At 71.3% G+C, this 25364-nt stretch carries 19 protein-coding genes; 9 read left to right on the top strand and 10 right to left on the bottom strand.

Features of this window, described 5'->3' with window-relative positions; all coding sequences use genetic code 11:
• Positions 1 to 33: 33 nt before the first annotated feature.
• On the bottom strand, positions 34 to 720 hold the full coding sequence (locus I4J89_RS35260; protein ID WP_196418490.1) for a TetR/AcrR family transcriptional regulator: 687 nt from the start codon (positions 718 to 720) through the stop codon (positions 34 to 36).
• A gap of 58 nt (positions 721 to 778) precedes the next feature.
• Here I4J89_RS35260 and I4J89_RS35265 point away from each other — a divergent pair, with 58 nt between their 5' ends.
• Positions 779 to 1162: a VOC family protein gene (locus I4J89_RS35265; RefSeq protein ID WP_196418491.1), complete on the top strand. Its 384-nt coding sequence runs from the start codon at positions 779 to 781 to the stop codon at positions 1160 to 1162.
• 23 nt (positions 1163 to 1185) lie between these two features.
• Complete coding sequence (locus I4J89_RS35270; RefSeq protein ID WP_196418492.1) at positions 1186 to 2076, top strand: alpha/beta fold hydrolase; 891 nt, start codon at positions 1186 to 1188, stop codon at positions 2074 to 2076.
• Here I4J89_RS35270 and I4J89_RS35275 read toward each other — a convergent pair.
• Entirely contained in the window at positions 2030 to 2491 is a 462-nt protein-coding gene (locus tag I4J89_RS35275; protein ID WP_196418493.1) for a tetratricopeptide repeat protein, read from the bottom strand. The two genes, I4J89_RS35270 and I4J89_RS35275, sit on opposite strands and share 47 nt — an antisense overlap.
• Before the next feature lie 114 nt (positions 2492 to 2605).
• Here I4J89_RS35275 and I4J89_RS35280 point away from each other — a divergent pair, with 114 nt between their 5' ends.
• Positions 2606 to 4342, top strand: coding sequence for a hypothetical protein (locus I4J89_RS35280; protein WP_196418494.1), 1737 nt, complete (start codon positions 2606 to 2608; stop codon positions 4340 to 4342).
• Here the strand turns inward: I4J89_RS35280 and I4J89_RS35285 are convergent.
• From I4J89_RS35285 to I4J89_RS35300, 4 genes are read right to left on the bottom strand one after another with little or no spacing between them, the layout of a single operon-like run.
• A complete protein-coding gene (locus I4J89_RS35285; RefSeq protein ID WP_196418495.1) occupies positions 4298 to 5089 on the bottom strand; it encodes a serine aminopeptidase domain-containing protein in 792 nt (263 codons plus the stop codon). The genes I4J89_RS35280 and I4J89_RS35285 overlap by 45 nt on opposite strands.
• On the bottom strand, positions 5086 to 6438 hold the full coding sequence (locus I4J89_RS35290; RefSeq protein ID WP_196418496.1) for an MFS transporter: 1353 nt from the start codon (positions 6436 to 6438) through the stop codon (positions 5086 to 5088). Before I4J89_RS35290 ends, I4J89_RS35285 begins: the two co-directional genes overlap by 4 nt.
• Positions 6435 to 7265 carry an SDR family NAD(P)-dependent oxidoreductase gene (locus I4J89_RS35295; protein ID WP_230860108.1) on the bottom strand — a complete coding sequence of 277 codons (831 nt, stop codon included), beginning with the start codon at positions 7263 to 7265 and terminating at the stop codon, positions 6435 to 6437. Before I4J89_RS35295 ends, I4J89_RS35290 begins: the two co-directional genes overlap by 4 nt.
• Entirely contained in the window at positions 7262 to 8542 is a 1281-nt protein-coding gene (locus I4J89_RS35300) for a flavin-containing monooxygenase (RefSeq protein WP_196418497.1), read from the bottom strand. Before I4J89_RS35300 ends, I4J89_RS35295 begins: the two co-directional genes overlap by 4 nt.
• A 132-nt stretch (positions 8543 to 8674) precedes the next feature.
• Here I4J89_RS35300 and I4J89_RS35305 point away from each other — a divergent pair, with 132 nt between their 5' ends.
• The 5 genes from I4J89_RS35305 (at position 8675) to I4J89_RS35325 (ending at position 13966) form a co-directional block, all read left to right on the top strand.
• Positions 8675 to 9790 (top strand): helix-turn-helix domain-containing protein, encoded by a 1116-nt coding sequence (locus tag I4J89_RS35305; RefSeq protein ID WP_196418498.1) that lies wholly within the window; start codon positions 8675 to 8677, stop codon positions 9788 to 9790.
• Positions 9791 to 9834: 44 nt separating this feature from the next.
• Positions 9835 to 10221: a DUF6394 family protein gene (locus I4J89_RS35310; protein ID WP_196418499.1), complete on the top strand. Its 387-nt coding sequence runs from the start codon at positions 9835 to 9837 to the stop codon at positions 10219 to 10221.
• A 7-nt stretch (positions 10222 to 10228) separates the two neighbouring features.
• Positions 10229 to 12025, top strand: a complete 1797-nt coding sequence (locus tag I4J89_RS35315) for a potassium channel family protein (RefSeq protein WP_309238602.1) — start codon at positions 10229 to 10231, stop codon at positions 12023 to 12025.
• A gap of 142 nt (positions 12026 to 12167) precedes the next feature.
• Positions 12168 to 12527, top strand: a complete 360-nt coding sequence (locus tag I4J89_RS35320; protein ID WP_196418500.1) for a response regulator — start codon at positions 12168 to 12170, stop codon at positions 12525 to 12527.
• Positions 12524 to 13966 carry a DUF7125 family protein gene (locus I4J89_RS35325; RefSeq protein WP_196418501.1) on the top strand — a complete coding sequence of 481 codons (1443 nt, stop codon included), beginning with the start codon at positions 12524 to 12526 and terminating at the stop codon, positions 13964 to 13966. Before I4J89_RS35320 ends, I4J89_RS35325 begins: the two co-directional genes overlap by 4 nt.
• On the opposite strand, the gene I4J89_RS35330 is transcribed toward I4J89_RS35325, so the two are convergent.
• The 3 genes from I4J89_RS35330 to I4J89_RS35340 form a co-directional block, all read right to left on the bottom strand.
• Positions 13967 to 18400 carry a DUF4082 domain-containing protein gene (locus I4J89_RS35330; protein WP_309238603.1) on the bottom strand — a complete coding sequence of 1478 codons (4434 nt, stop codon included), beginning with the start codon at positions 18398 to 18400 and terminating at the stop codon, positions 13967 to 13969. It abuts the gene before it with no gap.
• A gap of 13 nt (positions 18401 to 18413) precedes the next feature.
• On the bottom strand, positions 18414 to 21572 hold the full coding sequence (locus tag I4J89_RS51695; RefSeq protein ID WP_309238604.1) for a N,N-dimethylformamidase beta subunit family domain-containing protein: 3159 nt from the start codon (positions 21570 to 21572) through the stop codon (positions 18414 to 18416).
• Between the two features lie 215 nt (positions 21573 to 21787).
• Entirely contained in the window at positions 21788 to 22888 is a 1101-nt protein-coding gene (locus I4J89_RS35340) for a helix-turn-helix domain-containing protein (RefSeq protein WP_196418504.1), read from the bottom strand.
• 104 nt (positions 22889 to 22992) lie between these two features.
• On the opposite strand from I4J89_RS35340, the gene I4J89_RS35345 reads away from it, so the two are divergent.
• Positions 22993 to 23877 (top strand): CE1 family esterase, encoded by an 885-nt coding sequence (locus I4J89_RS35345; protein ID WP_309238605.1) that lies wholly within the window; start codon positions 22993 to 22995, stop codon positions 23875 to 23877.
• Here I4J89_RS35345 and I4J89_RS35350 read toward each other — a convergent pair.
• A complete protein-coding gene (locus tag I4J89_RS35350) occupies positions 23870 to 25351 on the bottom strand; it encodes a mannitol dehydrogenase family protein (protein WP_196418505.1) in 1482 nt (493 codons plus the stop codon). The genes I4J89_RS35345 and I4J89_RS35350 overlap by 8 nt on opposite strands.
• Between the last annotated feature and the right edge of the window lie 13 nt (positions 25352 to 25364).

The raw sequence follows: 25364 nt of genomic DNA on the forward strand, positions 1-25364 counted from the left end.
CCAGTGAAAAGCGCGGCAAGGTCAGACTTGTCGCTATGGACGCCGGCCGTCCTCGGTCAGCAGGCAGGCGGTCAGGATGGCAGCGGTTCGTTCCTGCCATTGATCGGCTGTCCATCCGCAGACGTCGGTGAACTGGAGATAGGTCTCGACGTTGCCGACGGTGAAGGCGATGTCACGGGCCTGGTCGACGTCCAGCCCCGGCCGGAGGGCGTCGCGGGCGGCGAGTAGCTGGGCGAGCACGCCAAAGGCGGTACGGGTCTGCTGCTGGTTGGTCGCCCACTGGGCGGCCAGCTCGGGGTCGGTGCCGATGGCACCGCGCATCACCCGCATCAGCGGAGCCACCCGATGGACGATCTGGCGGCTGCCGTCCAGCCACCGGTGGATGATCCGCCGCGGCTCGGTCTCCTCCTGGATCTGCTTGAACCACGGGCGTTCGAGCAGGGGCACGGGTTCGTCGTCACCGACCGCCGCCACGTCCATGACGTGCTTGAGCAGCGTGCGCTTGTTGCCGAAATGGAAGTACACGGTCTGCACGGCGACTCCGGCCTGCTCGGCCACCTGCTCGAGCAGCGTCGCCCCGTAGCCCCGCGCGACGAACTGCTCGGCGGCCGCGGCGATGATGCGCCGGCGGGTGGCGCGAGCCTGCTCGGCCCGGCTGAGCCGGGGTCCCGGCTGCGCGGGTCTGTCGGGTTTCGTCGCTCGGTTGACAGGATCCGTCATTCGCTAGAGCCTACTCTAGTCACTTACTAGAGTCGCCTATAGCGAAAGGGTGGATATAATGCCCGATCTCTCCGGCTTCCACCACGTCAAGTTGCCGGTCGCCGACCTGGACCGCAGCCGCCACTGGTACACGTCCGTGCTCGGGCTGAGCGTGGACATCGAGTTCACCGAGGACGGCGTCGTCCGGGGCCTGGGTCTCAGCGACTCCGGCGGCTCGCTGCGCCTCGCCCTGCGCCACGATCCGGCGCGGGCCGGGGCCGTGGCGGGCTTCGACCTCGTCGCCCTCGCGGTGCCGACGAGGGATGCCGTGCAGGCCTGGCTCCGGCGACTGGACGAGCTCGGCCAGCCGCACGGTGGCGTCGTGACCGGGCACCTGGGCGGTTCGGTGCTGGTTGGCCTGCACGATCCCGACGGCATCGAGATCCGCCTCTACGCCGACTGACCACTACTCCCAAGGAGAGCACCATGACTCAGGTCCACCCGGAACTGACCCGATGGCGGACCGGCTCCGCCGAACTGGCCTACACCGACTCCGGCGGTGACGGCGACGCCCTGTTGCTGATTCACGGCGGCGGGCTCGCCGACTGGTTCACCCCGCTGGCGGACGGCCCGACGCTGCGGCGCCACCGCGTGATCCGCCTGGTGCGCGCCGGGTACACCGGCGCACCGCCACCGGACGGGCTCACCGTCGGCGACCACAGCGAGCACACCGCCGCGCTGCTTCGACGGCTCGGGGCCACGCCCGCCCACGTGGTCGCGCACTCATCGGGCAGCACCGTCGCGCTCCAGCTCGCCATCGACCATCCCGGCCTGGTCCGCACGCTCACCCTGTGCGAGCCACCGCTGGTGGACGCCCTCACCGCTCCGGGCGACCACGAACTGCTCCACGCCGAGTTCGGCCCCGTCATCGGCTCGGTGATGGCCGCCATCGCCCGCGGTGACCTACCCGCCGCGTTCGACACGTTCATGACCTTGGTGTGTGGACCGGGCTATCGCCGCGTCATGACGGACACCCTTGGAGCCGAGCTCGTCGAGGACGCGGTGAGCCGCTGCCGCTACTTCTTCACCGACGAATCGCGCGCGGTCAGCGCGTGGGATGTCGATCCGGCCGCCCTCGCCCACCTGCGGCCGCCCGTTCTGCTGGTCCAGGGCGGCGCCAGCCCGCCACCGGTCCACCGCCTGATCGCCCATCTCGCCGGACTGATCCCCGGCTCCACGATCGCCACCATCGCCGACGCCAACCACCTGCTGCCGCTGACCGATCCCACGGAACTCGGCCGGGTGATCGACGACTTCTGCCGGTCGTCGCCTACTCGGGGGCCAGCAGTCGTGCCAGCCGCTCCAGGCCGCCCTTGATCAGCTGCGCGTACTCGTCATCGCCGAGCGCGCCGATCCCCGCCTCCGCACGCCGGAGGTGCTCGCGGGCAAGATCGAGATCGCCGAGCTTGCGGTAGCACTCACCCAGATTGAGATGCAACGACGGATACAGACCCGCCACCGGCAGCGTCACCCCGGCCCTCGCCACCCGGTCCTCGGTGAGCAGGTCGGCCGCCGCCAGCGCCCGCTGATCCCAGACCAGCTCCTGGCGGACGTCGTCCTGCACGTCGGCCATCGCGTGGGCGAGCACGCAGACGTGCAGAGGATCGCCCTGTTCCCCGCCGATCTCGTCCCAGATCCGCGCGAACAGGTCGCGAGCGTCCGCACGGCGGCCACGATGGTGATGCAGCTCCACCCCCTGGCCGATACGGGCGAGCGTCGCATCGGTGATCATGGCGGCTCCCTACACGGCTGGAGGCCAGGTCCGGGCGCCGCCAAGTGTAGGTTCCAACGGCACGCGTCACCGATCGTGCCCGCGGCACGCCGGTGGGAAAGGAACGAAAGGGCATTGGGGTACGAGGACGACCTGCGTCTGCTGCGCGAGTACGAGCCGGTGAGCAGGTTCACCGAGGGCGAGTACTTCTTCCCGGTCCCGGTCGAGCGGTACGTCAGCCGGGCCGGCCTGTGGCGCGCCGAACCCGGGGAGCGCCCGGTCCAGGTCGCCGCGCCGGGTGAGCTGACCCTGGACGCCCTCGCCGCGGCCGGCGGCGCCGAACTGGGCCTCGGGTACTCGATGTCCGGCATCGACGCCGACGAAAAGCCGCTCGCCGCGCACATTCCGCTGCGGGACCGTCCCCCGCACCTGGCCCGCTCCAGCCGCCTGGCGTCGGTCGGGCTCACCGCCCGGCTGGTCGACACCCTGAACCGGTTTTCCCTGCTGTTCCGCGGCAGCGTCCCGGGCGGCAGCGCGGCACGCTCGTTCCTGCTACAGCGCGACCACCTCGAACCGGGGCGGCCCACCTACTACGGGCGGGTGGTACGCGACGAGCCGTGGATCGTGTGCCAGTACTGGTTCTTCTACAGCTTCAACAACTGGCGGTCCGCGTTCGGCGGGGTCAACGAGCACGAGGCCGACTGGGAGCAGGTGACGGTCTACCTCGACGCGGCCAGCGGAGCCGCCGCGTGGGTGGTCTTCTCGGCGCACGAGGAGACCGGCGACGATCTGCGGCGGCGCTGGGACGACCCGGATCTGACCCTGGTCGACGGCCGGCACCCGGTGGTCTTCGTCGGCGCGGGCTCGCACTCCGGCGCGTACCTTCCGGGCGACTACCTGATCACGGTACGGCCTCCGCGGCTGCGTGGCCTGGTCAACGCCCTGCGCTGGTCGGCACGGCTGCTGGCGCCCTGGTCGGCCGAGGATCAGCGCAGCGTCGGCATCCCGTACGTCGACTACGCCCGCGGCGACGGCCGGGCGGTGGGCCCCGGCCAGCCCGAAGCCTGGAATCCGGTGGTGATCGACGACGAGACCGCCTGGGTCCGCGACTTCCGCGGGCTGTGGGGGCGCGACACCCGGGACCGGCTCGGCGGCGAACGCGGCCCGGCCGGCCCCCGTTACCGGCGCGACGGCACCGTACGGCAGGCGTGGGCGGACCCGGTCGGCTGGGCCGGCCTGGCCAAGGTGGTGCCCGACGCGGCCACCGAACGGCAGCTCGTGGAGATCCGTACCCAGCGGGATCGTGACCGGATCGAGGAGCTGGACCGCGAGATCAGTGCCCTGCGCCACGAACTGACGGTGGCGGCGGCGGGCTTGCCCGCCGCCGACCCGGAGGTACGGGCACTGCTCGGCCAGGAGCAGCAGTTGCTCGGCCTGCGGATGGAACGCACCCGCCTGGCCGACGAGCTGCACCGCACCACCACGGCCGGGCCGGTGTCGCAGCATCCGCACGCCCACCTGATGCACCGGCGGGTGCCGATGGAGGCGTCGACCGGGTTCCTCGGTCGGGCCCGGTCCTGGTGGGCGGTGATCAGCACACCGCTGATCCTGTGGGCGCTCGGTGCCGTGCTGTCACCGCTGCCCATCGCCGGGCAGGAGACCGCCGGGATCCTGCTTCTGGTGCTGCTGTCGGTCGAGGGCCTGGTCCGCGGCAAGTTCCTGGCGGTTCTGCTGCGCCTGCTGCTCGCCTGCGCCGCGCTCCTGGTGCTGGCCGTGCTCTGGTACGACGGCCGCTACGTCGTCACCTTCACGTTCTTCGCCGCGGCGCTACTGGTGTTGCTGGTCAACGTTCGGGAGGCCACACGTCGCTGACGACGAGGCGGCCCACCAGCTGACGGTCCGGTCGACCACCGGCGCGGGCGCGCGTACCCAGTAGGTGTGGTCGTTGCTCGCGCCGTCCGGCACGTCCTCGTGCCGGTAGAGCCAGGTGGTGAGGCTCTCGGCGGCGAACAGGCGACCGGCGAACCTCTCGACCGCGGACGGCGGTGCCAGTCGGTCCCCCTGCAACGCGACCACCAGCGAGGGCGTGCCGACAGCCGCGGCGGCCGGGAACGGGGTGCGACCGGTGACGGCCATCCGCCCCCACTCCCGCATCAGGGTCCGCGCCCCGGGCCCACCGAAAGCCGGCTTCGGCAGGTGGCCGAAGAGCGCGCTGAGCACGGGCACGATCACGGCGCCCATCACGACGAGGTGCGGGCCACCGTACGGGTAGTCCCGGTGGTACGGCAGACAGGTGCCCACCGTGACGATCCCGTCCGCCGGCGCCCGGTTGAGCTGGTGCCCGACGGCGAGCTGACCGCCCAGGCTGTGGCCGAACAGGATCACCGGTCGCCCGGGCGCCTCAGCCCGCGCGGCGGCGACCGCCCGGGCGGTGTCCTCGATCTCGTCGCCGTACGACCAGTCGTGCTCGCGCGAGGCCCGGGGCTCGCCGGGTTCGAACCCTCGGCGCGGCAACGCCCGGGCAGCCCAGCCACGCGCTTCGAACGCCTCGACGAGCGGCCGGTAGTACCGGGAACCGATGCCCATGGCGGGCGAGATCAGGACGAGCGGATGGATCACGGCGTGACAGTACCGGAGCCGTCGGCCGTCAGCGCCCGGTCCAGCGTCCAGCGCAGCTGGAACGCCATGGCCGCGGCCATCAGCGCGGCCGGTACCACGGTGAAGCCGAGGAGCAGGGCGGTGTGGGCGGAGTCCGGCTGGACCACGGTGTGACCTTCGGTCGTCGAGACGAAGCCGCCGACGGCGAGTGCGGCGGAGTAGACGTACGGGCCGATGGCGGTGCCGGTCGCCTCGGTGGCGGTCCAGACGCCGGTGTAGGCGCCGGCCCGGGCGGTGCCGCGCGCCTCGGCGGCCGCGACAGCGTCCGGAACCATCGAGAACGCGAAGAGCTGGAGCCCGGCGAACGCGATGCCCAGGGCGACGACCACGGCGACGGCCGGCACGGTGCCGTATCCGAGCAGCGGAGCGAGCGACCCGATCACGAAGACGCCCTGCGAGATGAGCAGGCCGCGCTGCTTGCCGATGCGCCGGGACACCTTCGCCCAGACCGGTCCGGCGATGACGGCCGGACCGAGGAAGGCGCCCATGAACACGGCCGTGAGGCCGGAGTCGGCGAAGACGTACTCGGTGTAGAACGGCAGCGCGGCGAGGAACAGGTGCGTGGTGGTACCGGTGAACAGGTAGGACAGCACCAGGGTCCGGAAGTCGCGGTCCCGCCAGGCGGTCGCGACGTCGCCGCGGGTGGAGTGGGCGTGCTGGCCGGGCGAGCGGAAACCGGCGTGCGCGGTGAGGCGGCGCACCCCGGTCAGGGCGACCAGGCCGGAGACCACCATGACGCCGGAGAGCATCAGGGCCATCCGGGCGTAGTCGCCGCGTCCACCGGCGGCCACCAGGGCCGGTGCCGCGACACCGGCGCCGAGCAGGCCCAGGGTCAGGAAGAGCATCCGGAACATGAAGACCCGGGTGCGCTCGTGGTAGCCGACGCGCAGGTCGGACGGTGTGGTCAGGTACGGCACCTGAAAACACGCGAAGAGCAGGTTGCCGGCGATGAACCAGCCGCCGACCCAGAGCGCGGCCGGTGCGCCGGACACGCCGGCGGGCACCGAGAACATCGCGACCATCGCCACGGCGAGCAGCAGGCCCACGCGCAGCATGCCCCGCCGGTGCCCGGTCCGGCGCGCCTCCCGGTCGGATCGGCTGCCGAGCAGGGGATGCACCACCACGTCGATGATCTTCGGCAGCAGCAGGGTCAGGCCGGCCAGGAACGGCGAGACGCCGAGCGTGTGGGTGAGGAAGTAGAGCAGCAGCAGTCCGGGAACGGTGACCCACACGCCCATCCCGATGGAGCCGGTGGCGTAGGCGAGCAGGTCACCCGTCCTGGTCCGGACCCCCTCCCGCAGCGTGGTCATCCGGTCTCCCCGTGACGCGCGACGACGCCGGCGGCCAGTCCGGCGCCCTCGAACGCGCCGGAACGGACCCGGCCGGCCAGCGTACGGGCGACGATCCGGTCGGTCAGCGCGGGCAGGTGGCGGGCCAGGAAGAACTCGACGGCTCCCCGGCGGGTGGTCGCCAGGTCACGGTGCGGACGGCCGCTCAGGGCCGCACGCAGCACGGTACGGACCACGCCTTCCAGCGGCTCGTACTGGCTCATGCCCTCCAGGGAGAGCCCGGCGGCGGCCGTCGAGTCGTGGATCGGGCTGCGTACGGCGGACGGGTACACGCAGGTGACGCCGACATGGGTGCCGATCTCCAGGCGGAGCGCATCGGCGTACGCCACCAGGGCACGTTTGGAGGCACCGTACGCGGCGGCCAGCGGCAGCTGCATGACGGCCATCCGCGAGGAGAGCATGACGACCCGGCCGCGCGAGGCGACCAGGGCGTCCACGCACGCGGCGGTCACCCGCCAGGTTCCGAGCAGGTTGATGTCCAGCTGACGGCGTACCTCCGCGCCCGGCGGCAGTTCGGCGGGGGCCGGCCCACCGATCCCGGCGTTGTTGATCAGCAGATCGAGCCCGCCCAGCCGGGCGATCGCCGCGCCCACCGCCGCGGGCACCGCCTCGTCGTCGGTGATGTCACAGGCCAGGACCTCGACCGGGTCGTCCGCGCGGGGCGCCAGGTCCAGACCGGCGACCCGGGCGCCGAGCCCGTCCAGCCGGGCGCAGATCGCCCGGCCGAATGTTCCGGACGCGCCGGTGACCAGGACGCGCATGCCGCGCGGATCAAGGCGGTTGCTCATGCGGGGACTCCTCGGGCCAGGCGGATCCGGCCGGCCTCGATCTCGCGGGGCAGCTCGGCGACGTACCGATCGAAATCGACGCGCATGTGCGGCCGCGCGTTCTCGCCCCAGCGTTCGACGGCGGCGCGCAGGGCGCGCTCGACGGCGCGCTCCTGTTGCTGAGCGGCGGGCAGGGCATAGGAGCCGGAGAGGTACGCGGCAGCCAGCTTGGCCTGCGCCTCCACCACCGGGAATGCCGCGCCGGTGGACTGCATCAGACCGACGAACGCCAGGGTCGGGTCGTCCAGATGGAAGACCCGCTGGTAGAGCGGCAACCGTTCCGGGTCGGCACCCAGCCAGCGCGGGGACAGGAACGGGATGCTCACCCGGTAGCCGGTGGCCCAGACGATCAGGTCGACGAGATCGGCGGTCCCGTCGGTGAAGACGACCCGGGCCCCGTCGAAGTGGTCGACACCGGGACGCGCGGCCACCTCGCCGTGGGTGAGCCGGTGCAGGATCGTGTCGCTGATCGTGGGGTGGCTCTGGAAGAGGCCACCGGCCGGGGCCGGCAGGCCGTAGCTCTGCGGTGTGCCGACGGCCAGCCGCAACATGGTCTCGGCGATGCGCTGGCGAATCCGCCAGGGCAGGGCGGCGAGGGCGCCGCCGGTCGCGTCCGACGGGCGGCCGAACAGGTACTTCGGGACGATGTGAACCCCGTGCCGGGCGGAGAGCAGGACCGGGCCCCGGGCCGTGTACGAGGCGTCCACGGCGATGTCCATGGCCGAGTTGCCCATCCCGACGACCAGCACCCGCCTGCCCTGGAAGACGTCGGCGGTGCGGTAGTCGTGAGCGTGCATCTGAACGCCGTCGAACGTTCCGGGATACCCGGGGTCCGGCAGGCGCGGATCCCAGTTGTGACCGTTGGCGACGATCACCGCGTCGTACCGCTCGGTGTCACCGGGGGTCGTCACCAGCCAGGAGCCGTCGCGTTCGACTCGGGTGACGGTGCTACCGAAACGGATGGAGGCGGTGAGCCCGAACTTGTCGGCGTAATCGGCGAGGTAGCCGGCGATGAGGTCGGCCGACGGGTACACGGGCCACTCGGCCGGCATCGGGAAGTCGGCGAACTCGGTCCGGCCTTTGCTGGTGTTCAGGTGCAGGGAGGCGTACGCGCCAGTGGCCCACAGGCCGCCGGGCCGGTCACCCCGCTCGTAGGCGACGGGCTCACAGCCGGCGTCGAGCAGGGCCTTGACCGTGGCCAGGCCGGCGGCTCCCGCACCGATCACGGCGACACGCATGGAACTTCTCCTCGAGGGCCGTTGTAGCGCTCGCCAAACCGTATGTCCTGGCAACCGGCCTGGACATGGCGCGGGCCACGCCGTTCGGGGTCGCGGTTGTGGGCCACCACAAGGTCGGGGCAGCATGGCGGCATGAACCCGCCGGACGACTGGACAGCCGTGGTCGAACTCATCGAACGGGTGATGAACGACGAGGACCTGCTGCCATCCGTGATCGCCGGAGTTCGCACGACGGTTCGGGAGGTCGCCGCGCTGCCGCCGTCCGACATCGCCGGGCACACCCGCGCGCTGCTCACCGCGGCCACCCGGGCACTGGCCGCGCGGCGCGGACCCACCGAGGCCGAGTTGTCGTTCGTGGAGGAGCTCGGCGTCACCCGGGCCCGGCAGGGCGTACCGATCGAGGCGGTCCTGGGCGCCATCCATGTCGCCGAACGCGCGATCTGGGCCCGGGCCCGGGAGGTCGCCCGATCCGAGGGAGTCGGCGCCGACCGGCTGCTGGACGCGCGGGAGCTCTACGACGACTGGGCCGAGACGGTACGGGCCCGGCTGATCACCTCCCACCGGGCCGCGAGAGCGGGCGCGGATCCGCAGCCCGGCGGCCGGGACGCGGCGATCCTGCGGCGGCTGCTGCACGGCGGTTCCGCGGCCGTGCTGGCGATCGCCGAGGCGGGACTGCCGGTCACCGGCGGGCTCTGGGTGCTCGTCGCCCGGCCGCAGCTCGCCGCCTCGATGGAACGGGCCCTGCGCGAGCAGCCACCGGTGCTGTGCGCGATCGTGAACGACCTGCTCGTCGGAGTCCTGCCGCGGGCTCCGTCCGGACGCGCCGGAACCGCCGGGCTGGCCGGTCCCGCCGAACCCGACAAGCTGGCGCCGGTACATCGCCTCGCCGTCGCCGCCCTGGCCGCCGCCGAGTCGACCGGCCGCACCGGGGTGGTGCACATCGCCGAGGTGGCGTGGGTGGCGGCGCTGACCGACCGGGCTGATCTGGCCACGGCGCTGCTCGACCGGCATCTGCGCGCCTGGGCCGCTCTGGGACCGAACGCCGAGCCGGTGGCACACGCCGTCCTCGCCTGGCTGGAGAGCGACCGGGACGTCACGGTCGCCGGCGAGAAGCTGTTCGTGCACCCCAACACGGTGCGCAACCGGGTCCGGCGCTTCGCCGACGTCACCGGCATCGACCCGGCCGGCACCTTCGGCGCCACGAACGCCTGGTGGCTCTGCCGAACCTGGCTTCGGGAAGCGACCTGACCGCTACCGCAGTAGCGTGAGTCGTCCGACGCTCGGGAGTGCCCATGAGTCTGGAAAAGGTGATCTTCGGGTTCTTCGTGCTGCTGGCGGCGACGCTGAACTTCGGCTTCTTCATCGGCGACATCGACGACCCGACACTGCACAACAAGTACGAGCTGTTCGCCGCCGTCGTGGTGAACCTGATCGCCACCGTGCTGAAGTTCGGCGACCGCACGCAGATCGGCGCGGTGCATCTGGCCACCAGCCTGGTCGCCGACCTGCAACTGATCGCGGCGACCCTGGTCTGGACGTGGGCGACGCAGATCTCCGCGACCGGCCTGGACGGCGAGTCGATGGCCAGCGTGGTGTCGCTGTCCGGCGGCGCCCTGATGGCCAACATCGTCTCAGTGATCCTGCTGGTCATCGAGACCGTGTCCTTCCAGCGACGCTGAGGTGGCCGTGTCCCGATCCGACAAGCGGTGGCGGCGGATGCTCGGCCGTGGCGAGGAGCGACCCCGCAAGGCACGCCGCTGGACGCGGATCGCCGCGGCGGTGCAGGGCCCGCCCACCGTCTTCCTCATCCTGCGCCGCATGCGGGCGCCGCTGATCGTGCTGATCACGATCTTCGCGATCAGCGTGCTGGGTCTGACGCTGGTCCCCGGTCGTGACGAGACCGGGCAGCCGGCGCGGATGGGCTTCTTCGACGCGTTCTACTTCATGAGCTACACGGCGACGACCATCGGGTACGGCGAGATCCCGCACGAGTTCACCGGCGCGCAGCGGCTGTGGGTGATGGCGAGCATCTACCTCACCGTCATCGGGTGGGCGTACGCGATCGGCTCCCTGCTGACGCTGTTGCAGGACCGCGCGTTCCGGCAGGCGCTGGCACTGCAACGGTTCACGCGTACGGTGGCCCGGATCCGCGAGCCGTTCCTGCTGATCGCCGGGTACGGGCAGACCGGTCAGCTGCTGGGGCGCTCGCTCGACGCGCTGGGCCGGCGGCTCGTGGTGGTCGACAGCAACGCGGAACGCGTCGACGCGCTCGACATCGACGCCTACCGCGCCGACGTGCCGGGGCTGGCCGGTGACGCCCGCAACCCGCAGACGCTCGAACATGCCGGGCTCGGCCACCCGTACTGCGAGGGGGTGCTGGCGCTGACCGACGACGACGAGGTGAACCTGGCGGTCGCGATGACGGCCGCCCTGGTACGCCCGGAGCTGCCGGTGATCGCCCGCACGGTGTCACCGGCCGTCGGATACCGGATGGCCGCGTTCGGCTCACCCACCGTGGTGAACGCGTTCGACCGGTACGGGGACCATCTACGGCTGGCCCTGCGCGCGCCGGCGTCGTACCAGTTGATGGTGTGGCTGGAGAGCGGGCTCGGCGCGACGCTGCCGGACCGGGCACAGCCGCCGCGAGCCGGGCGCTGGGTGCTGTGCGGCTACGGCCGGTTCGGGCGCGAGCTCACCGAGGACCTGCACGCCGAGGGCCTCACCGTCACCGTGATCGACATCGCGGCGTCGGCCGATCCCGACCCGTGGGTGGTCGTCGGCGACGGGTCCGAGCCGAGCGTCATGGCCCGTGCCGATCTGGCACACGCCGTCGGCTTCGTGGCCGGCACGGACAACGACACGACCAACCTGTCGCTGGTGGCCGCCGCCCGCCGGATCAACCCGCACCTGTTCGTCGCGTCCCGGCAGAACCGCCCTGAGACGGCACCGCTGTTCGCCGCCATGCGGGTCGACTCGCTCCTGGTGCCGGCCGAGGTGGTCGCGCACGAGATATACGCGCAGCTGAGCACCCCGCTGCTGTGGCACTTCCTGCGGGAGATGCCGGCACTCGGCGACCGATGGGCCGCGAACATGATCACGCGTCTGCACAAGCATTGCGGCCGCCGCCTGCACGGGTTGTGGCGTACGACGCTGGACGCAGACGAGGCTCCGGCGCTCATCCGCTGGCTGCGAGACGGCCGGGCGACGCTGCGTGATCTGCTGCGCCATCCCGACGACCGCGACGAGCGCCTCGACATCGTCCCGCTCCTGATCCTGCGCGACGAGCAGGCGACGCTCGGGCCCGCCGACGACGCCGCACTCCAGGCCGGCGACCAGATCCTGTTCGCCGGGCAACCATGGGACCGGCGCGCGCTGCTGGACACGCTGACCGTCGACTCGGTGAGCCAGTACGTCCTGTACGGCCGTCGCGTTCCGTCGAGCTGGGTCTGGCAGCGCCTGACCCACTCGCCACGGTCGGGCTGAGATCACCACCGAAGCGGATTTCGGCGGCGTTTCCGCACGCCGCCACGGTTCAGCGGGTATGTCTGGGGGTGCGCTTTGTAGAGACGTGGCTTGCGAGGTTGGAGACGGGCTGCCGAGGCTGCCTTGGCGAACGGATGGTTCGGTGGGCAGGATTCTGGTGGTCGACGACGAGCCTGATCTGCGGTTCCTGTTACGGCGGATCTTCACGCGTGCCGGCCACGAGGTCACCGAGGCCGGTGATGGAGTCGCGGCGCTCGCCTCGATCGTTCAGGCCCCACCGGATCTGGTGGTGACCGACATCATGATGCCGGTGATGGACGGCGTCGAACTCATCCGAGAGCTGCGGGCCGACCCGGCGACCACCGCGATTCCGATCTTGGCGGTCAGCGGGGACTGGCAGCTGGCGGTGGACGCCGACGTCGCTCTGGCCAAGCCGTGCCAGCGCGACGAGTTGCTCGCGGCGGCCGAGAGGCTGTTGCGGGAAGGGCGTGGCACGCGATGAAGTGGCTGCCGACCGGTCTGACGGACCTGGACATGATCCTCGGGGGTGGCTTGCGACCGGGGTCGGTGGTGGTGCTGGCCGGGCCTCCGGGTGCGGGCAAGACGATCCTGGCGCAACAGATCTGTTTCGCCAACGCCACCGCGGAACACAAGGCCGTCTACTACACGACGCTGGCGGAGCCGCACTCCAAGCTGGTCGAGCACCTGCAAGGATTCGCGTTCTTCGACGCCGACGCGCTGGGGCCGAGGGTCGAGTACGTACACCTCGGTGACATGCTGCGGGACACCGGCGAGCACGACCTCGAACCGCTCATCGACGAAGTGGTCCGCAAAGCGCTCGATGACGAACCGGTACTGGTCGTGATCGACAGCACCAAGATGCTGCGGGACTTCGTCAGCGACCAGGCCCTGCGGATGGCTCTCTACGACCTGAGCAGCCGCGTCTCGCACAGCCGGGCGGTCTTGCTGCTGCTGGGTGAGTACACCCCCGAGGACATGCAGACCGGGGTGGAGTTCGCTCTGGCCGACGGCATCGTCCAGCTGACGTACCAGGCCCGCGAGCCGGTCGACCGGCGCGGCCTGCGGGTGGTCAAGATGAGGGCGGCCACCCACCTCGGCGGTACCCACACGGTGCACATCACTGCCGACGGTTTCGAGGTGCATCCCCGCGTCGAATCATTCCAGCCGGAGGAGAGGCCGTCGCAGAACAGGCGGGTTCCCTCGGGGATCGCCGGCCTGGACGCGGTGATGGGCGGTGGGATACCGCACGGTGACGCCACCCTGGTCCTCGGGCCCTCCGGCGCGGGCAAGACCATCGGCTGTCTGGGTTTCGTGGCCGAAGGCCTGGCCCGCGGTGAGCGTTGCCTCTGCATCACCTTTCAGGACACCGCGGATCAGCTGATCGGCATGGCGGCCCGGTTCGGGTGGGACTTCGAGACCGCCCGCGCCACCGACCGGCTGGTGCTCTCCCACATGCCGATCGGCAACCTCGACCTGGACGTCCTGGCGTCCGCGATACGCCATGGGCTCGACGACGGGACGACCACCCGGGTCGTGATCGACAGTCTGGCCGAGATGGCCCACGCCGCGCGTGAGGTCGATCGGTTCCCCGCCTACCTGCGCAGCCTCGTCAGCGTCGTCCGGGCCGCCGGCGCCTCCTTCTGGATCACCAGCGAGACGAGAACCTTCGGGCCCATGGAAGACCCGCTGATCGGGCTCATGTTCCTGTTCCACAACGTGATCCAGATCCGCTACATCGAACACCACTGCGCCGAGATCGGCCGGGCCATCAACGTCCTCAAGATGCGCAACAGCGACCACGACACCGGCATGTTCGCCTGCCACGTCACCGCCGAGGGCATCAGCGTCGGCGGCCGGATGGAAGGCATCACCGGAATACTGGGCTGGAGCGTCCTGCGCGACTGTCACATCCCGGAGTGATCACCGCCCCGTCTCGGTAGGCGTGTCCAGCGGCTTCGCGTCACTGGTGATGCCGACGCCGTGCAGGACCGGCGACGCGCTCCCGCTGCCGCGGGTCAGCTCCACCCGGTACTGCGCATAGCGGGAGGCGCCCACCACCCGGTCGCCCTGGCCCACCGGCTCCCAACCGGTCCAGCCCGCGCCAGGTGCCGAGGTGCTTCCGGTGCGCACGTACAGCCGCACCCCGGCCCCCGCGGGCACCGATGCCTGGTACGACAGCCGGTCCCAGGTGACCATCTGGCCGACGTCGAGCACACGGGACACCATGCCGCCGGTCCGGGCGCCGCCGGCCAGCCGTACCCCGTCGGCGGCGACGGTGGTGCCGCTCTCCTCGCCGGTGCGCAGGCCGGCGAGCGTGTGGTCGGCCACGCCGAGCGCCGACGAGACGAACGTCGCCGGCGGCCGGTTGAGCGCCGGCCACACGGTCACGTTGCCGGACCGGTCGACGCCGCGCACCCGGTAGTGGTACGTCGTCAGCGGTTTCAGCCCGGGCACCACCGCGCTGTGCTGCCGGCCCCGCAGGCCGCCCGGCCAGTCGGCGAGGGCATCCGACCGCTCACCCAGTTGCAGCGTCCCGGCAGCCGACTCGTCGGTGCGCCAGGACACCGTCACCGTCGCGTCCGGCCGGGGCACCACGGACACTCTCGAGACGGCCGGCGCCCGATTGTCCGCGGCGGCGGTCACCAGCCGCTGCACCGGCGAGACCGTGGTCTTGCCGTCCGGCGCGGTCACCCGCACCCGGTACCAGTAGGTGGTGCCGGGCTTGAGGCCGTCCAGCCGCATGGTGCGCTTCGCGGCCTGGTTGCCGTCCACCACCTTTTCGGAGAGCCGGGCCGCGTTCGTGCCGTACTCGATCGTGGTCTGGCGGGCGGTGGTTCCGGCCAGCGCGACCTCGGCGGTCGTGGTTTCGGCCGCCGGAACGGTCGCGGCCACCTCGGCGGCGGCCGGACCAGATCCGTACGCGGCCACGTACGCGCCCGCCGCGGCCGGGAACATCGCGTACTCGACGCCCTTGATCGTCGTCCTGGTGAATGCCACCGGCGTGCCCCCGCGGGTCAGCGTGGCCAGCGTTCGGCCGCCCGCTGCGACGGTGGGCACCATGCCGGTCAGCCCGCCTGCCCCCGAGCCCACGTTGACCGTGAACGCGAGGTTGTCGCCCGACCACGACAGGCCCGAATACGACGACGCGTTACGCCCGTCGAGCCAGGTGAGCAGCTGCCGGGCGGTGATCAGCGGCACGCCGCGCGCCTGCGCCGAGGCGAGAATCGCGTCGCTCTCAATCTCGGTGGGATCGTCGGTGTGCACGTTCGCGGTGAAGGCGCCGTAGTAGCCCTCGGGACCGAGCGCCCGGTCGAGCAGGGTGTCCACGGTGAACGGGTAGCTCTGGTGGGACTCGTCGGTCATCTGGGTGGTGGCCTGGTAGACGTCGATGAGCCCGCCGGTCTTGGTGCTGAAGCGCATCGGCATGCCGGAGCCGGTCATGAAGCCGGGCCGGTTGGTGATCCAGGAACCAGGCCAGTAGTAGTAGTTGGTGTCGAGCCGGATGCCGTTGGCCGCCTCGACGCTGGCCTGGGTGGACCAGTCCGACCAGATGAGGCAGTGCACGCGGTGGCTGACCGGCCCGTGTACGGCGTTGTACTTGGTGCGCCAGGTGGCGAGCTGGCTGGTGTAGTCCGCGCTCAGCGAGCTGGGCGTGAAGTTGGAGCAGCCGGTGTTGACGTGCAGGCCGACCTCGAAGCCGCGTGACTGGTAGGTGGACGCCTGGGCGTTGGTCAGCGGCGCGTTCGGGAAGAGGTACGACGAGTACCGGGCACACTGCCAGTCCTCGACCACACAGCCCGCCGGGCTGTTGGCCGTGAACTGGTCGAACCGGGCCGCCGTGCCGCCGCGGGCGTGGTCGTCACCGGTGGCGACGACGACCGCCTTGAGGCCGCGCGGGAAATACCAGAACCGGGGCAGCGGCTTGCGGTCGGAGTTCATCGCGCCGATCAGGTTGGCCAGCAGCCGCTGCTGCTCGTCGGCCTGCGGGATGGCGACCTTCGCCAGGTTGACCCAGTCGGGGGCACCGCCGCCGAAATACAGGTCGTCGGAGCGTATCTGCGGCGACTCGCCGTCGCGATCCTGCCCCTCCCAGGCGGGGTTGCCCTGCCGGGTGTAGACCAGCGACTGCGCCAGGTCGAAGCTGAACGCCGCGGCCTGACCGCCGTTGCCGCCGACACCGACCAGCGACACCGCCGGATTGGTGGTCGCCGTGGTCGCGTTCGAGTACAGCGTGGCGACCGCCCGGGCGCCGTTCAGCGTGTACCGGTCGGCGGTGCCGTGGTACTGGATCGTCTGGTCGGTGATCCCCGCTCCGGGCGGCGCGGACGTGTCCACCTTGAGGTATCCCTCGGCGAGTGTGCCGGTCGTCGAGGTGAGGCCGAGCAGACCGGCCAGCTGTTTGTCCGGGCGGAAGGCGATCAGATTGCCGCCGCCGGTGACCCAGGTCGTGAACATGCCGACCTGAGCCGCGGTGAGCGGGGCCGGCCCGAGCAGCACCACGTCGTACTGGCTCAGCGTGGACGCGGTGACCGTGGACAGGTCGGCGGTGGCGAACTCGTTGAGGCCTTCGGTGCGCAGCACCTCGGCGAGGAACGAGGTGAACCCCGATGACTTGATGACGAGCACCGGCCCGCCCGGGCCCTGGTCGGGTGGCGGCGGTGGCGCGGCCCCGGTGGTGAAGCTCCAGGTGACCGGTGTCATGACGTTACCGGCGGCATCGCGGGCGCCGCTCACCGATGCGGTGTAGGTGGTCGAATAGGCCAGCGCGGCGGCCGGGGTGAAGGTGGCCGTGGTGCTCGCCGCGTCGTAGGTGGTAGTGCCGGCGACGGCGCCGGACGGTCCGGTGACCCCCAGCACGACGCTGGACCCGATGACCGGCTCGCTGAAGGTCGCGGTGACGGCGGTGCCGGCCGGAACGCCGCCGGCACCGGGCGACGGGGCGCGCCCGGTCAGGGTCGGCGCCACGGTGTCGCTGGCCGTGGGGTTGAACACGACGTCGACCCAGTAGTTGGTCGACTGGAAGGTGCTGGTGGGGTACGCGCTCGCGCCGTACCGGTAGACGCCGTTGCCGCCGGAGGCGCCGCTGGCGAGCGCGGTCAGCGGGCCACGGGTCACCGCGGCGGACAAGCCACTGTTGGTGATCGAGTAGAAGCCCACATCGGTGTGGTACGACGCCACATACGTGGTGTTCGCCGTGATCGGGACCGGGTTCGGCAGGGTGGCGGTCTGCCAGCCGGTGGCGGTCTCGCCGGTGAAGGTGACCGTGGACAGGCGGGTCCCGCCGGTGTTCCAGAGCGAGCCGGTGTGCGTCCCGGTGTTTCCGGAACCCTTGTAGAACCTCAGGCCGGTGATGTAGCCGGCGGTGTTGGACCGGAACTTGACGCCGAGCTCGACCGCGCTGTTGTCGGCGACCGCGGCGGTGGCCGGGGTGGCGGTGGACGGCCAGATCGTGCACGGACAGGCCGAACCGGCGGTGTCCAGCGTCGTGAACGACCACGAGAACGCGGTCATCGTGTTGCCGGCGGTGTCTCTGGCCCCGCTGACGGTGGCGGTGTAGACCGTGGCGGTCGCGAGTACGGCCGACGGCGTGAACGTGACGGTTCGCGTGGCCGCGTCGTACGTGGTCGTGCCGGTCACGGCCGTACCGCCGGCCCGGAGGGCGAGGGCCGCCGTTCCGGTCTGCAGCGGCTCGTTCAGGGTGGCACTTACCGTCGTCGTGGTGGCCACGCCGGTGGCCCCCGCGGCCGGGGTGGTGCCGGTCACCGTGGGCGGTGCCGTGTCGGTGGCGTTGTTCTCGAACACGACGTCGACCCAGTAGTTCGCCGACTGCCACGTGTTGGTCGGGAAGCCGCCGCCGGTGCCGTACCGGTAGACGCCGTTGGCGCCGTCCACCCCGTCGCGCAGGGCGTGCAGCGGCGCGTTGTCGACGCCGGCCGAGGCGAAGGCCCCGTCGTCACTGGCGTACCGGCCGTTGGGTGCGTAGTACGAGGCGACGTACGTGGTGTTCGCGCTGATCGCGATCGGGGTGGCGAACGTGGCGGTCTGCCAGCCGGAGGCGGTCTCGCCGGTGAACGTGACGGTGCCCAGGTTCGTGCCGCTCGCGTTCCACAGGTGGCCGATGTGCGTACCGGTGTTGCCGCTGCCCTTGTAGAAGCGCACGCCGGTCACGAAACCGTCGGTGTCCGAACGGAACTTCACGCCGAGCTCCACCGCGGCGGTGTCCGAGTCGGACGGGTTGGCCGGCACCGCCGTGCTGGACCAGATCGAGCAGGGACAGGGCGCGGCGGCCGCCGCCTCCGGGACGCTGAGCAGCCCGGCCAGCAGGATCAGGCACGCCACCAGTGCTTTCTTCACGAGAGCACTCCTTTCAGGCACCTGGTGCGAAGACGACGTCGACCCAGTAGTTGCTCGACTGCCACGTACCGGTGGGGAAGCCCCCGCCGCTGCCGTACCGGTAGAGCCCGTTGGCGCCGTCGGCGCCGTCCCGCAACGCGTGCAACGGGCCGTTGTCGGCGCCGGAGCTCGCGAAGTAGCCGGTGTCCCCGGCGTAGCGCCCGACCGGCGCGTAGTAGGACACGATGTAGGTGGTGTTCGCGGTGATCGGCACCGGCGCCGCGAAGGTCGCGGTCTGCCAGCCGGTGGCCGACTCGCCGGTGAAGGTGACCGTGCCCAGTAGCGTGCCGGTCGAGGTCCACAGATGGCCGACATGGGTGCCGGTGTTGCCGCTGCCCTTGTAGAAGCGGACGCCGGTGACCCGCCCGGCGACGTCGGACCGGAACCGCATGCCGAGTTCGACCGCCGCGGTGTCCGAGTCGGCCGGCGTGCCCGGCGTCGCGGTGGCCGGCCACACCGAGAGGGTGGCGCCGGTCGCCGGCCCGGTGGTGAACGACCAGGACACCGCGGCCATCGTGTTGCCGGCGAGGTCCTTCGCGCCGCTGACCGTCGCGGTGTAGGTGGTGTTCGCGGCGAGCGCCGCGGCCGGGGTGAAGGTCGCCGTGCCGGTGCCCGGATCATAAGCCGTCGTGCCCGCCGTGTTGGACAGGCTCATGGTGACCGTGCCGCCCTGCACCGGCTCGCTGAAGGCGGCACTCACCTTGGTTCCGGTCGCCACGCCGGTCGCGCCGGGCGCGGGGGTACGCGTGGTGACGGTCGGCGCCGTGGTGTCGGGCGTGCCGTTGCCCGGGTTGAAGACCACGTCGACGTAGTAGTTGGCGCTCTCCCACGACTGGGTCGGGAAGCCCGAGCCGAAGCGGTAGACACCGTTGACGCCGTCCACGCCGTCCCTGAGCGCGTGCAGCGGGGCGTTGTCGACGCCCTGGGTGAGGAAGTAGTTCGGGTCGCCGGCGTAGTGGCCGTTCGGCGCGTAGTACGAGACGACATAGGTGGTGTTCGGGGTCAGCGTCACCGGCGTGGACAGGTTGGCCTGCTGCCAGCCGGACGCCGACTCGCCGGTGAAGGTGACCGTCGCCAGCTGGGTGCCGGTGTTCGACCACAGCCGCCCGACGTGTGTGCCGGTGTTGGTGCTGCTCTTGTAGAACCGGATCGCGGTGACCTGGCCCGCCACGTCCACCCGGAACCTCGTGCCGACCTCGGTGCCGGTGCCGTCCGGGTCGGCCGGGACGGCCGGGGTGATGCTCGAGCCCCAGATGGTGCACGGGCAGGTACGCGGGACGACGGTGACGGCCCGGGACGTGTCGGCGCCGACGTTGCCGCTGTCGTCGGTGGCCCGTACCCGGATCGTGGTCGCACCCGTGTTGCCGGGCCGCCAGGTGTAGGTCCAGGTGGCGCGGCCGCTGGCCGCGTGCCAGCTGGACCCGTTGTCGGTGGAGACCTCGACGCCGCCGACCACGCCGCCGCCGGTGTCGGTCGCGGTGCCGGAGATGACCGTCGTCGAGCCGGCCTGCACCGTCGTACCGGCGGCCGGCGCGGTGATGGCCGCGGACGGGGCGGCGGTGTCGGTGGAGGCGATGGCCGGGGTCAGGCCGGACTGCAGTGTGCCCGGCTGCACACCCATGTCCGCCAGCAGGTTGACGGTGGCCTGCCGCATCGGGGTGCTGGCCGCGCCGGACCCGCGGTCGTGGTTGCTGTCCAGACCCCAGGACCACTGCACGGTACCGGCGCCGAAGACCAGGGCGCCGCTCGGCGCGCGGTAGAGGGTCAGGTGGTGGGTGGCGCTGCCGGTGTCGTACGTCGAGCCGTAGTCCTGGAGCACCTGCACGCCGGAGTCGCTGGTCGTGGAGAGCCGGATCAGGCCGCGCGGACGGAAACCGTTGTCGGCGTCCTCGTCCCACTCGTAGCCGACGGTCCCGCTGCCCAGGGTGGCGGTGGCGCCGGCGGGCTGTGTGGCGACCGGGGTGTCGCGCCAGAACCGCATCTTGCCGTCCGCCGCCGGGACCTCCAGGCTGACCGTGCCGGCGTTGACCTTGAAGCTGGTGCCGGTCAGCGCGTTCTCCGGGCGGTTGCCGTCGGCCGGCGGGCTGAACCGCGGGTCGCGCCAGGTGCCGGTCCACGCCGCGGTCGGGTCGATCTTCCCGTTCGCGTGGGTCTCCTTGTAACAGACCATGGTCCGGTACGAATTCTCCCAGCGGGTCTTCCAGAACACCTCGTTGCCGCTGAAGAAGGCCAGGTTGACGCCGGCGTCCCGGGCCGCCTCCACGTTGGCCCGCTGCGGCCCCGACCAGTACTCGTCGTGACCGACCGACAGGAACGCCTTGTGGTTGCGCAGCCGCGCGCCGTCGCGGTCGGCGTCGACGCCGGCGATGTAGCTGACGTCGTAGCCGTTGGCCTCGAGCCACCGCACCATCGGGTACTCGGCGTTGAAGACGAAGTCCTCGGCGCCGGTCCCGCGGGTGGTGATCGGCCGGTTGTAGCTCACCTTGTAGGCACGCCCGGCCGGTGAACCGGCGTACAGGCTGTTGCCGCCGTACTTGTTGTAGGCCTGCCAGGTCGAATCGGACGTCTGGAAGACGACGTCCGAACGGCGGGCGTCGTCGCGCACCACGAACACGATGTGGCTGGCCCCGGCGGTGCCGTCGGTCCGGACGAGCCGGGCGAAGTAGATGCCGGATACCGCGGAGGACGGCACCGGCCACGACGCCGACACCGCCCAGTTGCCGCAGTCGACCAGACCGGTGCCGGGGTCGCTCAGGCAGTCCGGCTGGGTCTGCCGGCCGACCGGGTTGACCGACGTGATGAGCCGTGCGCCGCTGCCGCCGTAGTAGCCCATCCGGTAGATGTCGAGACGGTACGACGCGGCAGACGACTTGATCTTGAAGTTGACCGGCTCGCCGACGTTGACGCTGATCTGCGTACTGAAGCCCTGCAGCGCCTCGCTGCCGGCACCGGAGCCGGGAACGTCCCAGGTGGTCCTGGGCGTGCCGGGTTTGGTGTTCTCGCAAGCGATCGGATTGATCAGCGGCGCGCACGCGTCGGCGGCGGCCGGCCCGGCCCAGGGCACCGACAGACCGGCGACGGCGAGGGTCAGCACCAGCAGCGACCGCCACCGGTTGTTCCTACGAGTACGCACTGGTAATCGCCTCCCCCGTCGAGCACGCCGAAAGCACCTGCGTAGATCATGCAAATACATCGATGCGATATCTGTCGTTCGGACGACATGCTCGCCAGTCCTGGGCGAAGTGCGAAACTAATCAGCCCGATCGGCGCCATGATCGTGGCCCACACGGATCGGCGAACCCGCCGATCATGCGAGCACCCTGCCCCTTCGGGCAGCGTGCGGGGGTACTACCTGTTACCGGCGGTCGCGCTGGGGCGGCGCGCCGCTGCCCGATCGCGCGGGAGAGCGGGGACGGGCCGAATCGGCGGGACGGCGCGTGCGCGTACCGCTGAATCAGCGTGACCGGTGGACGAACCTTGACCACCGCAGTCGGCTGACACCAGGTCGCGGGAGAGGGCGGTGGCCTGATGTACCACCGCTCCGCCGTCGCGGCGGCTGGATACCAGGCCGGCGGCCCGGAGCGCGGCCAGGTGCTCGGACGACGACGACACGCTGATTCCTACCTGCCGGGCGATCGACGACGTGGTGTGCCGGCCGGGACCGGCGGCGTGGATCAGTACCGCGGTGCGGGTCCGGCCGAGCAGGCCGGCCAGGGGGTCCGGCGTGGTCCGGCGGCTGTCCGGCACCGTCGCCGGCTCGACCGGATAGACCACCAGGGCCGGCCGGTCCGGCGCGACAAGCACCCGGGGGCGGGGTCCGGCGAACGGTGACGGCACCAGGATCAGGCCGTGCCCGCCGAGTCGCACCTCGCCGGCCTGCCAGGCGTCGACCTCCAGCACCGGCGCCCGCCACCGGATCGCCTGATGCAGGCCGGTGAGGACGCCCTCGGCACCGGACAGCGCATAGCGGCTCGCGGCCTCGCTCACCACCTGGCGGTGCGTGCGGTTCAGCGCCGGCCAGTCCGGCGCCAGCACCCGGTGGAAGTACGACCGCATGGCGTCGACGAGCGCGCCCAGCACCAGCGGGTCGGCGGACGCGAACCGGCGGCGCGCGGCGCTGACCGGAGTGTGTGCGTACGCCGCGGACACCTCCGCCCGGATCCGTTTCGCCGGCGTCGAGCGGATCGCTTCCAGGCCGTCCTCGATGGACGTCAGACCCTCCAGGGGCGTCACGAAGTCCGGCACGAATCCCTGGGACGGCAACAGGTGGTGCAGCGGGCGCAACGCCGGCGCGGACTCGGCGACCCGGCGCGCCAGCGTCGGGAGGCAGGCGGCCACGAACGGTTGCCGCAGCGCCTGGCTGGCGAGCAGCACGGTGCCGGCCGGATGCAGCCGGTCGGCGAAGCGGATCCGCGTCAGGTCCGCCGGTTCCAGCCACAGGCGCAACATCCGGACAGCTTGCCAGCCTTTCGGCGAGCACCGAAACCGTTGACCGGCCAGGAGTCCTGGCCGAGCCTCCTGACGTGGCGGTCGACAGAGACGAGGGATGATAGGTGCGGCGTTCGATCTTGATCATGGGCGTGGTGTGCGCTCTGCTGCTCGCCGGATGCGGCGAGGAGACGCCGGCGGCGACACCTCCGGCGTCGGAGGCGCCGGCGCAGCGGCCCGCGGCCGGCGACCACAAGCTCACGCTCCAGGTCGCCGGCAAGGAACGCACCTTTCTGGTGCACGCTCCCCCGGGCTACACCGGCGACAAACCCGTGCCGCTGGTGGTCGGCCTGCACTTCTATCCGGGTTCCGGCGAGCGGCTACGGGACATGATCGAGATGGACGCCAAGGCCGACGAGCACGGGTTCCTGGTCGCCTACCCGGACGGGGTGGCCGGCGGCTTCAACGCGCTGATCTGCTGTGGCGCCGAGGATGACGTCGCGTTCCTCAAGGCGCTCACCGATCGGCTGATCGCCGACTGGGGTGTGGACGCCGACCGGGTGTACGCCACCGGCATCTCCAACGGCGCCGACATGAGCTTCCGGGCCGCGGTCGAGGCGACCGGCGTGTTCGCCGCGATCGGGGCGGTGAGCGGCGGACTCGGCGGTCCCCGCCTGGCGGACCCCGGCTTCATGCCGAAGAAACCGGTCTCGGTGGTGACCATCATCGGCGGCCTGGACCAGTACTACGAAGCGTTCCAGGCCGGCCTGAAGACGTGGCGGGAGCGGCTGAAGTGCGCACCCGTCAAGAACCCGGCGAGCGGCATGAAAGGCGTCGAGCGATCCAGCGCCCGGTGTGCCGACGGTTCGGACCTCGAGGTGTACGTCGTCGCCGACATGGGCCACTCCTGGCCGGGAGCGAAGAACGGGCAGATGGCCCTGCCGGACGCGCCGATCGTGGCGACGGACGTCCTGTGGGACTTCTTTGCCGCCCATCCCCGCATCAGCTGAGGCCGGCCCGCAGCCCTTCCAAGGTGGCCCGCGCGCCCTTGTGGTGCAGCGACGCGAGTGCCCGGCGGTAGGCCGACACGAACCGGTCGTCGTCGACCAGGTCGCCGAACACCTGCCGGTTCGCCACGAACGCGAGTGGGTCCTCGCGGTTGCGGCGGGCGTACGCCATGAGGACGTCCCGCAGCGGGTCCACGACGTCGATCGGTGCGCCCTGCTCGTCGACACCCTCGGCATAGCGGGCCCAGCTGGCGACGACGGCGGCGGAACGGTGGATCTCGCCACCGGACGCGAGGTTGTGCCGGATCACCGGCAGCAGCCATTTGGGGATGCGGTCGGAGCTCTCGGCGCACAGGCGGGCGACCGTGTCGCGCACGGCCGCGTTGGAGAACCGGGCGATCAGGTTGTGCTTGTACTCCGACAGATCGATCCCGGGCACCGGCTCCAGCGTCGGGGTGGCTTCCCGGTCCATGTAGTCGAGCAGGAACGTGGCGAACAGCTGGTCCTGGCACACCTCGTGCACCAGGCGGTAGCCGGCCAGGTAGCCGAAGTAGCACAGCGCCTGATGGCTGGCGTTGAGCAGGCGCAACTTCATCAGCTCGTACGGCTCGACGTCCTCGACCAGTTGCACACCGGCGTCCTCGAACGGCGGCCGTCCGAGGGTGAAGTCGTCCTCCAGGACCCACTGGGTGAACGGCTCGCACACCACCGGCCAGCGGTCGTCGATCCCGAACCGGTTGCGGACCTCGGCGATGTCCTCCTCGGTGGTGACCGGGGTGATCCGGTCCACCATGCAGTTGGGGAAGCGCACCTCCCGGGCAACCCAGTCGGCCAGCGCCGGGTCGCGGAGCCGCGCGAACGCGACGAAGCTGCGCCGGGCGGCGTCGCCGTTGCCCTGGATGTTGTCGCAGGACATGATCGTGAACGGCGGGGTGCCGCGATCCCGGCGCCGGGCCAGCGCCTCGGTGATGAACCCGAACGTGGTCGTGGGTGCCGCACCGGGCCGAAGGTCGTGCTGGACGGCGGGATCGGACTCGTCGAACTCGCCGGTGACCGCCGAGAAGTTGTAGCCGCCCTCGGTCACGGTCAGCGACACGATGCGGGTCGCCTCGTCGGTGAGCCGGCCGACGACCGCCTCCGGGTCGTCCGGGGCGAACAGATAGTCGTGGATGGCGCCGATCACGCGTGGCTCCATCGTGCCGTCCGGCGCCTTGACGACGAGCGTGTACAACCCGTCCTGGGCGTCGAGCACCTCCTTCATCCGGCGATCGGCGGGCATCACACCGACACCGCAGATCGCCCAGTCGAGGGCCTTACCGTCGTTCATCAGGCGATCCAGGTACATCGCCTGGTGGGCGCGGTGGAATCCGCCGACGCCGAAGTGCACGATGCCGGTACGCAACCGGCTCCGGTCGTAGGCCGGCCTGGGCACGCCGGCGGGCAGGTCCGGCAGGGTGGCTGCGGTCAAGGCGGTCATCGGCCCTCCTCGA

Origin of the sequence: Actinoplanes aureus (assembly GCF_015704865.1) — a bacterium.
Classification (GTDB): Bacteria; Actinomycetota; Actinomycetes; order Mycobacteriales; family Micromonosporaceae; genus Actinoplanes; species Actinoplanes aureus.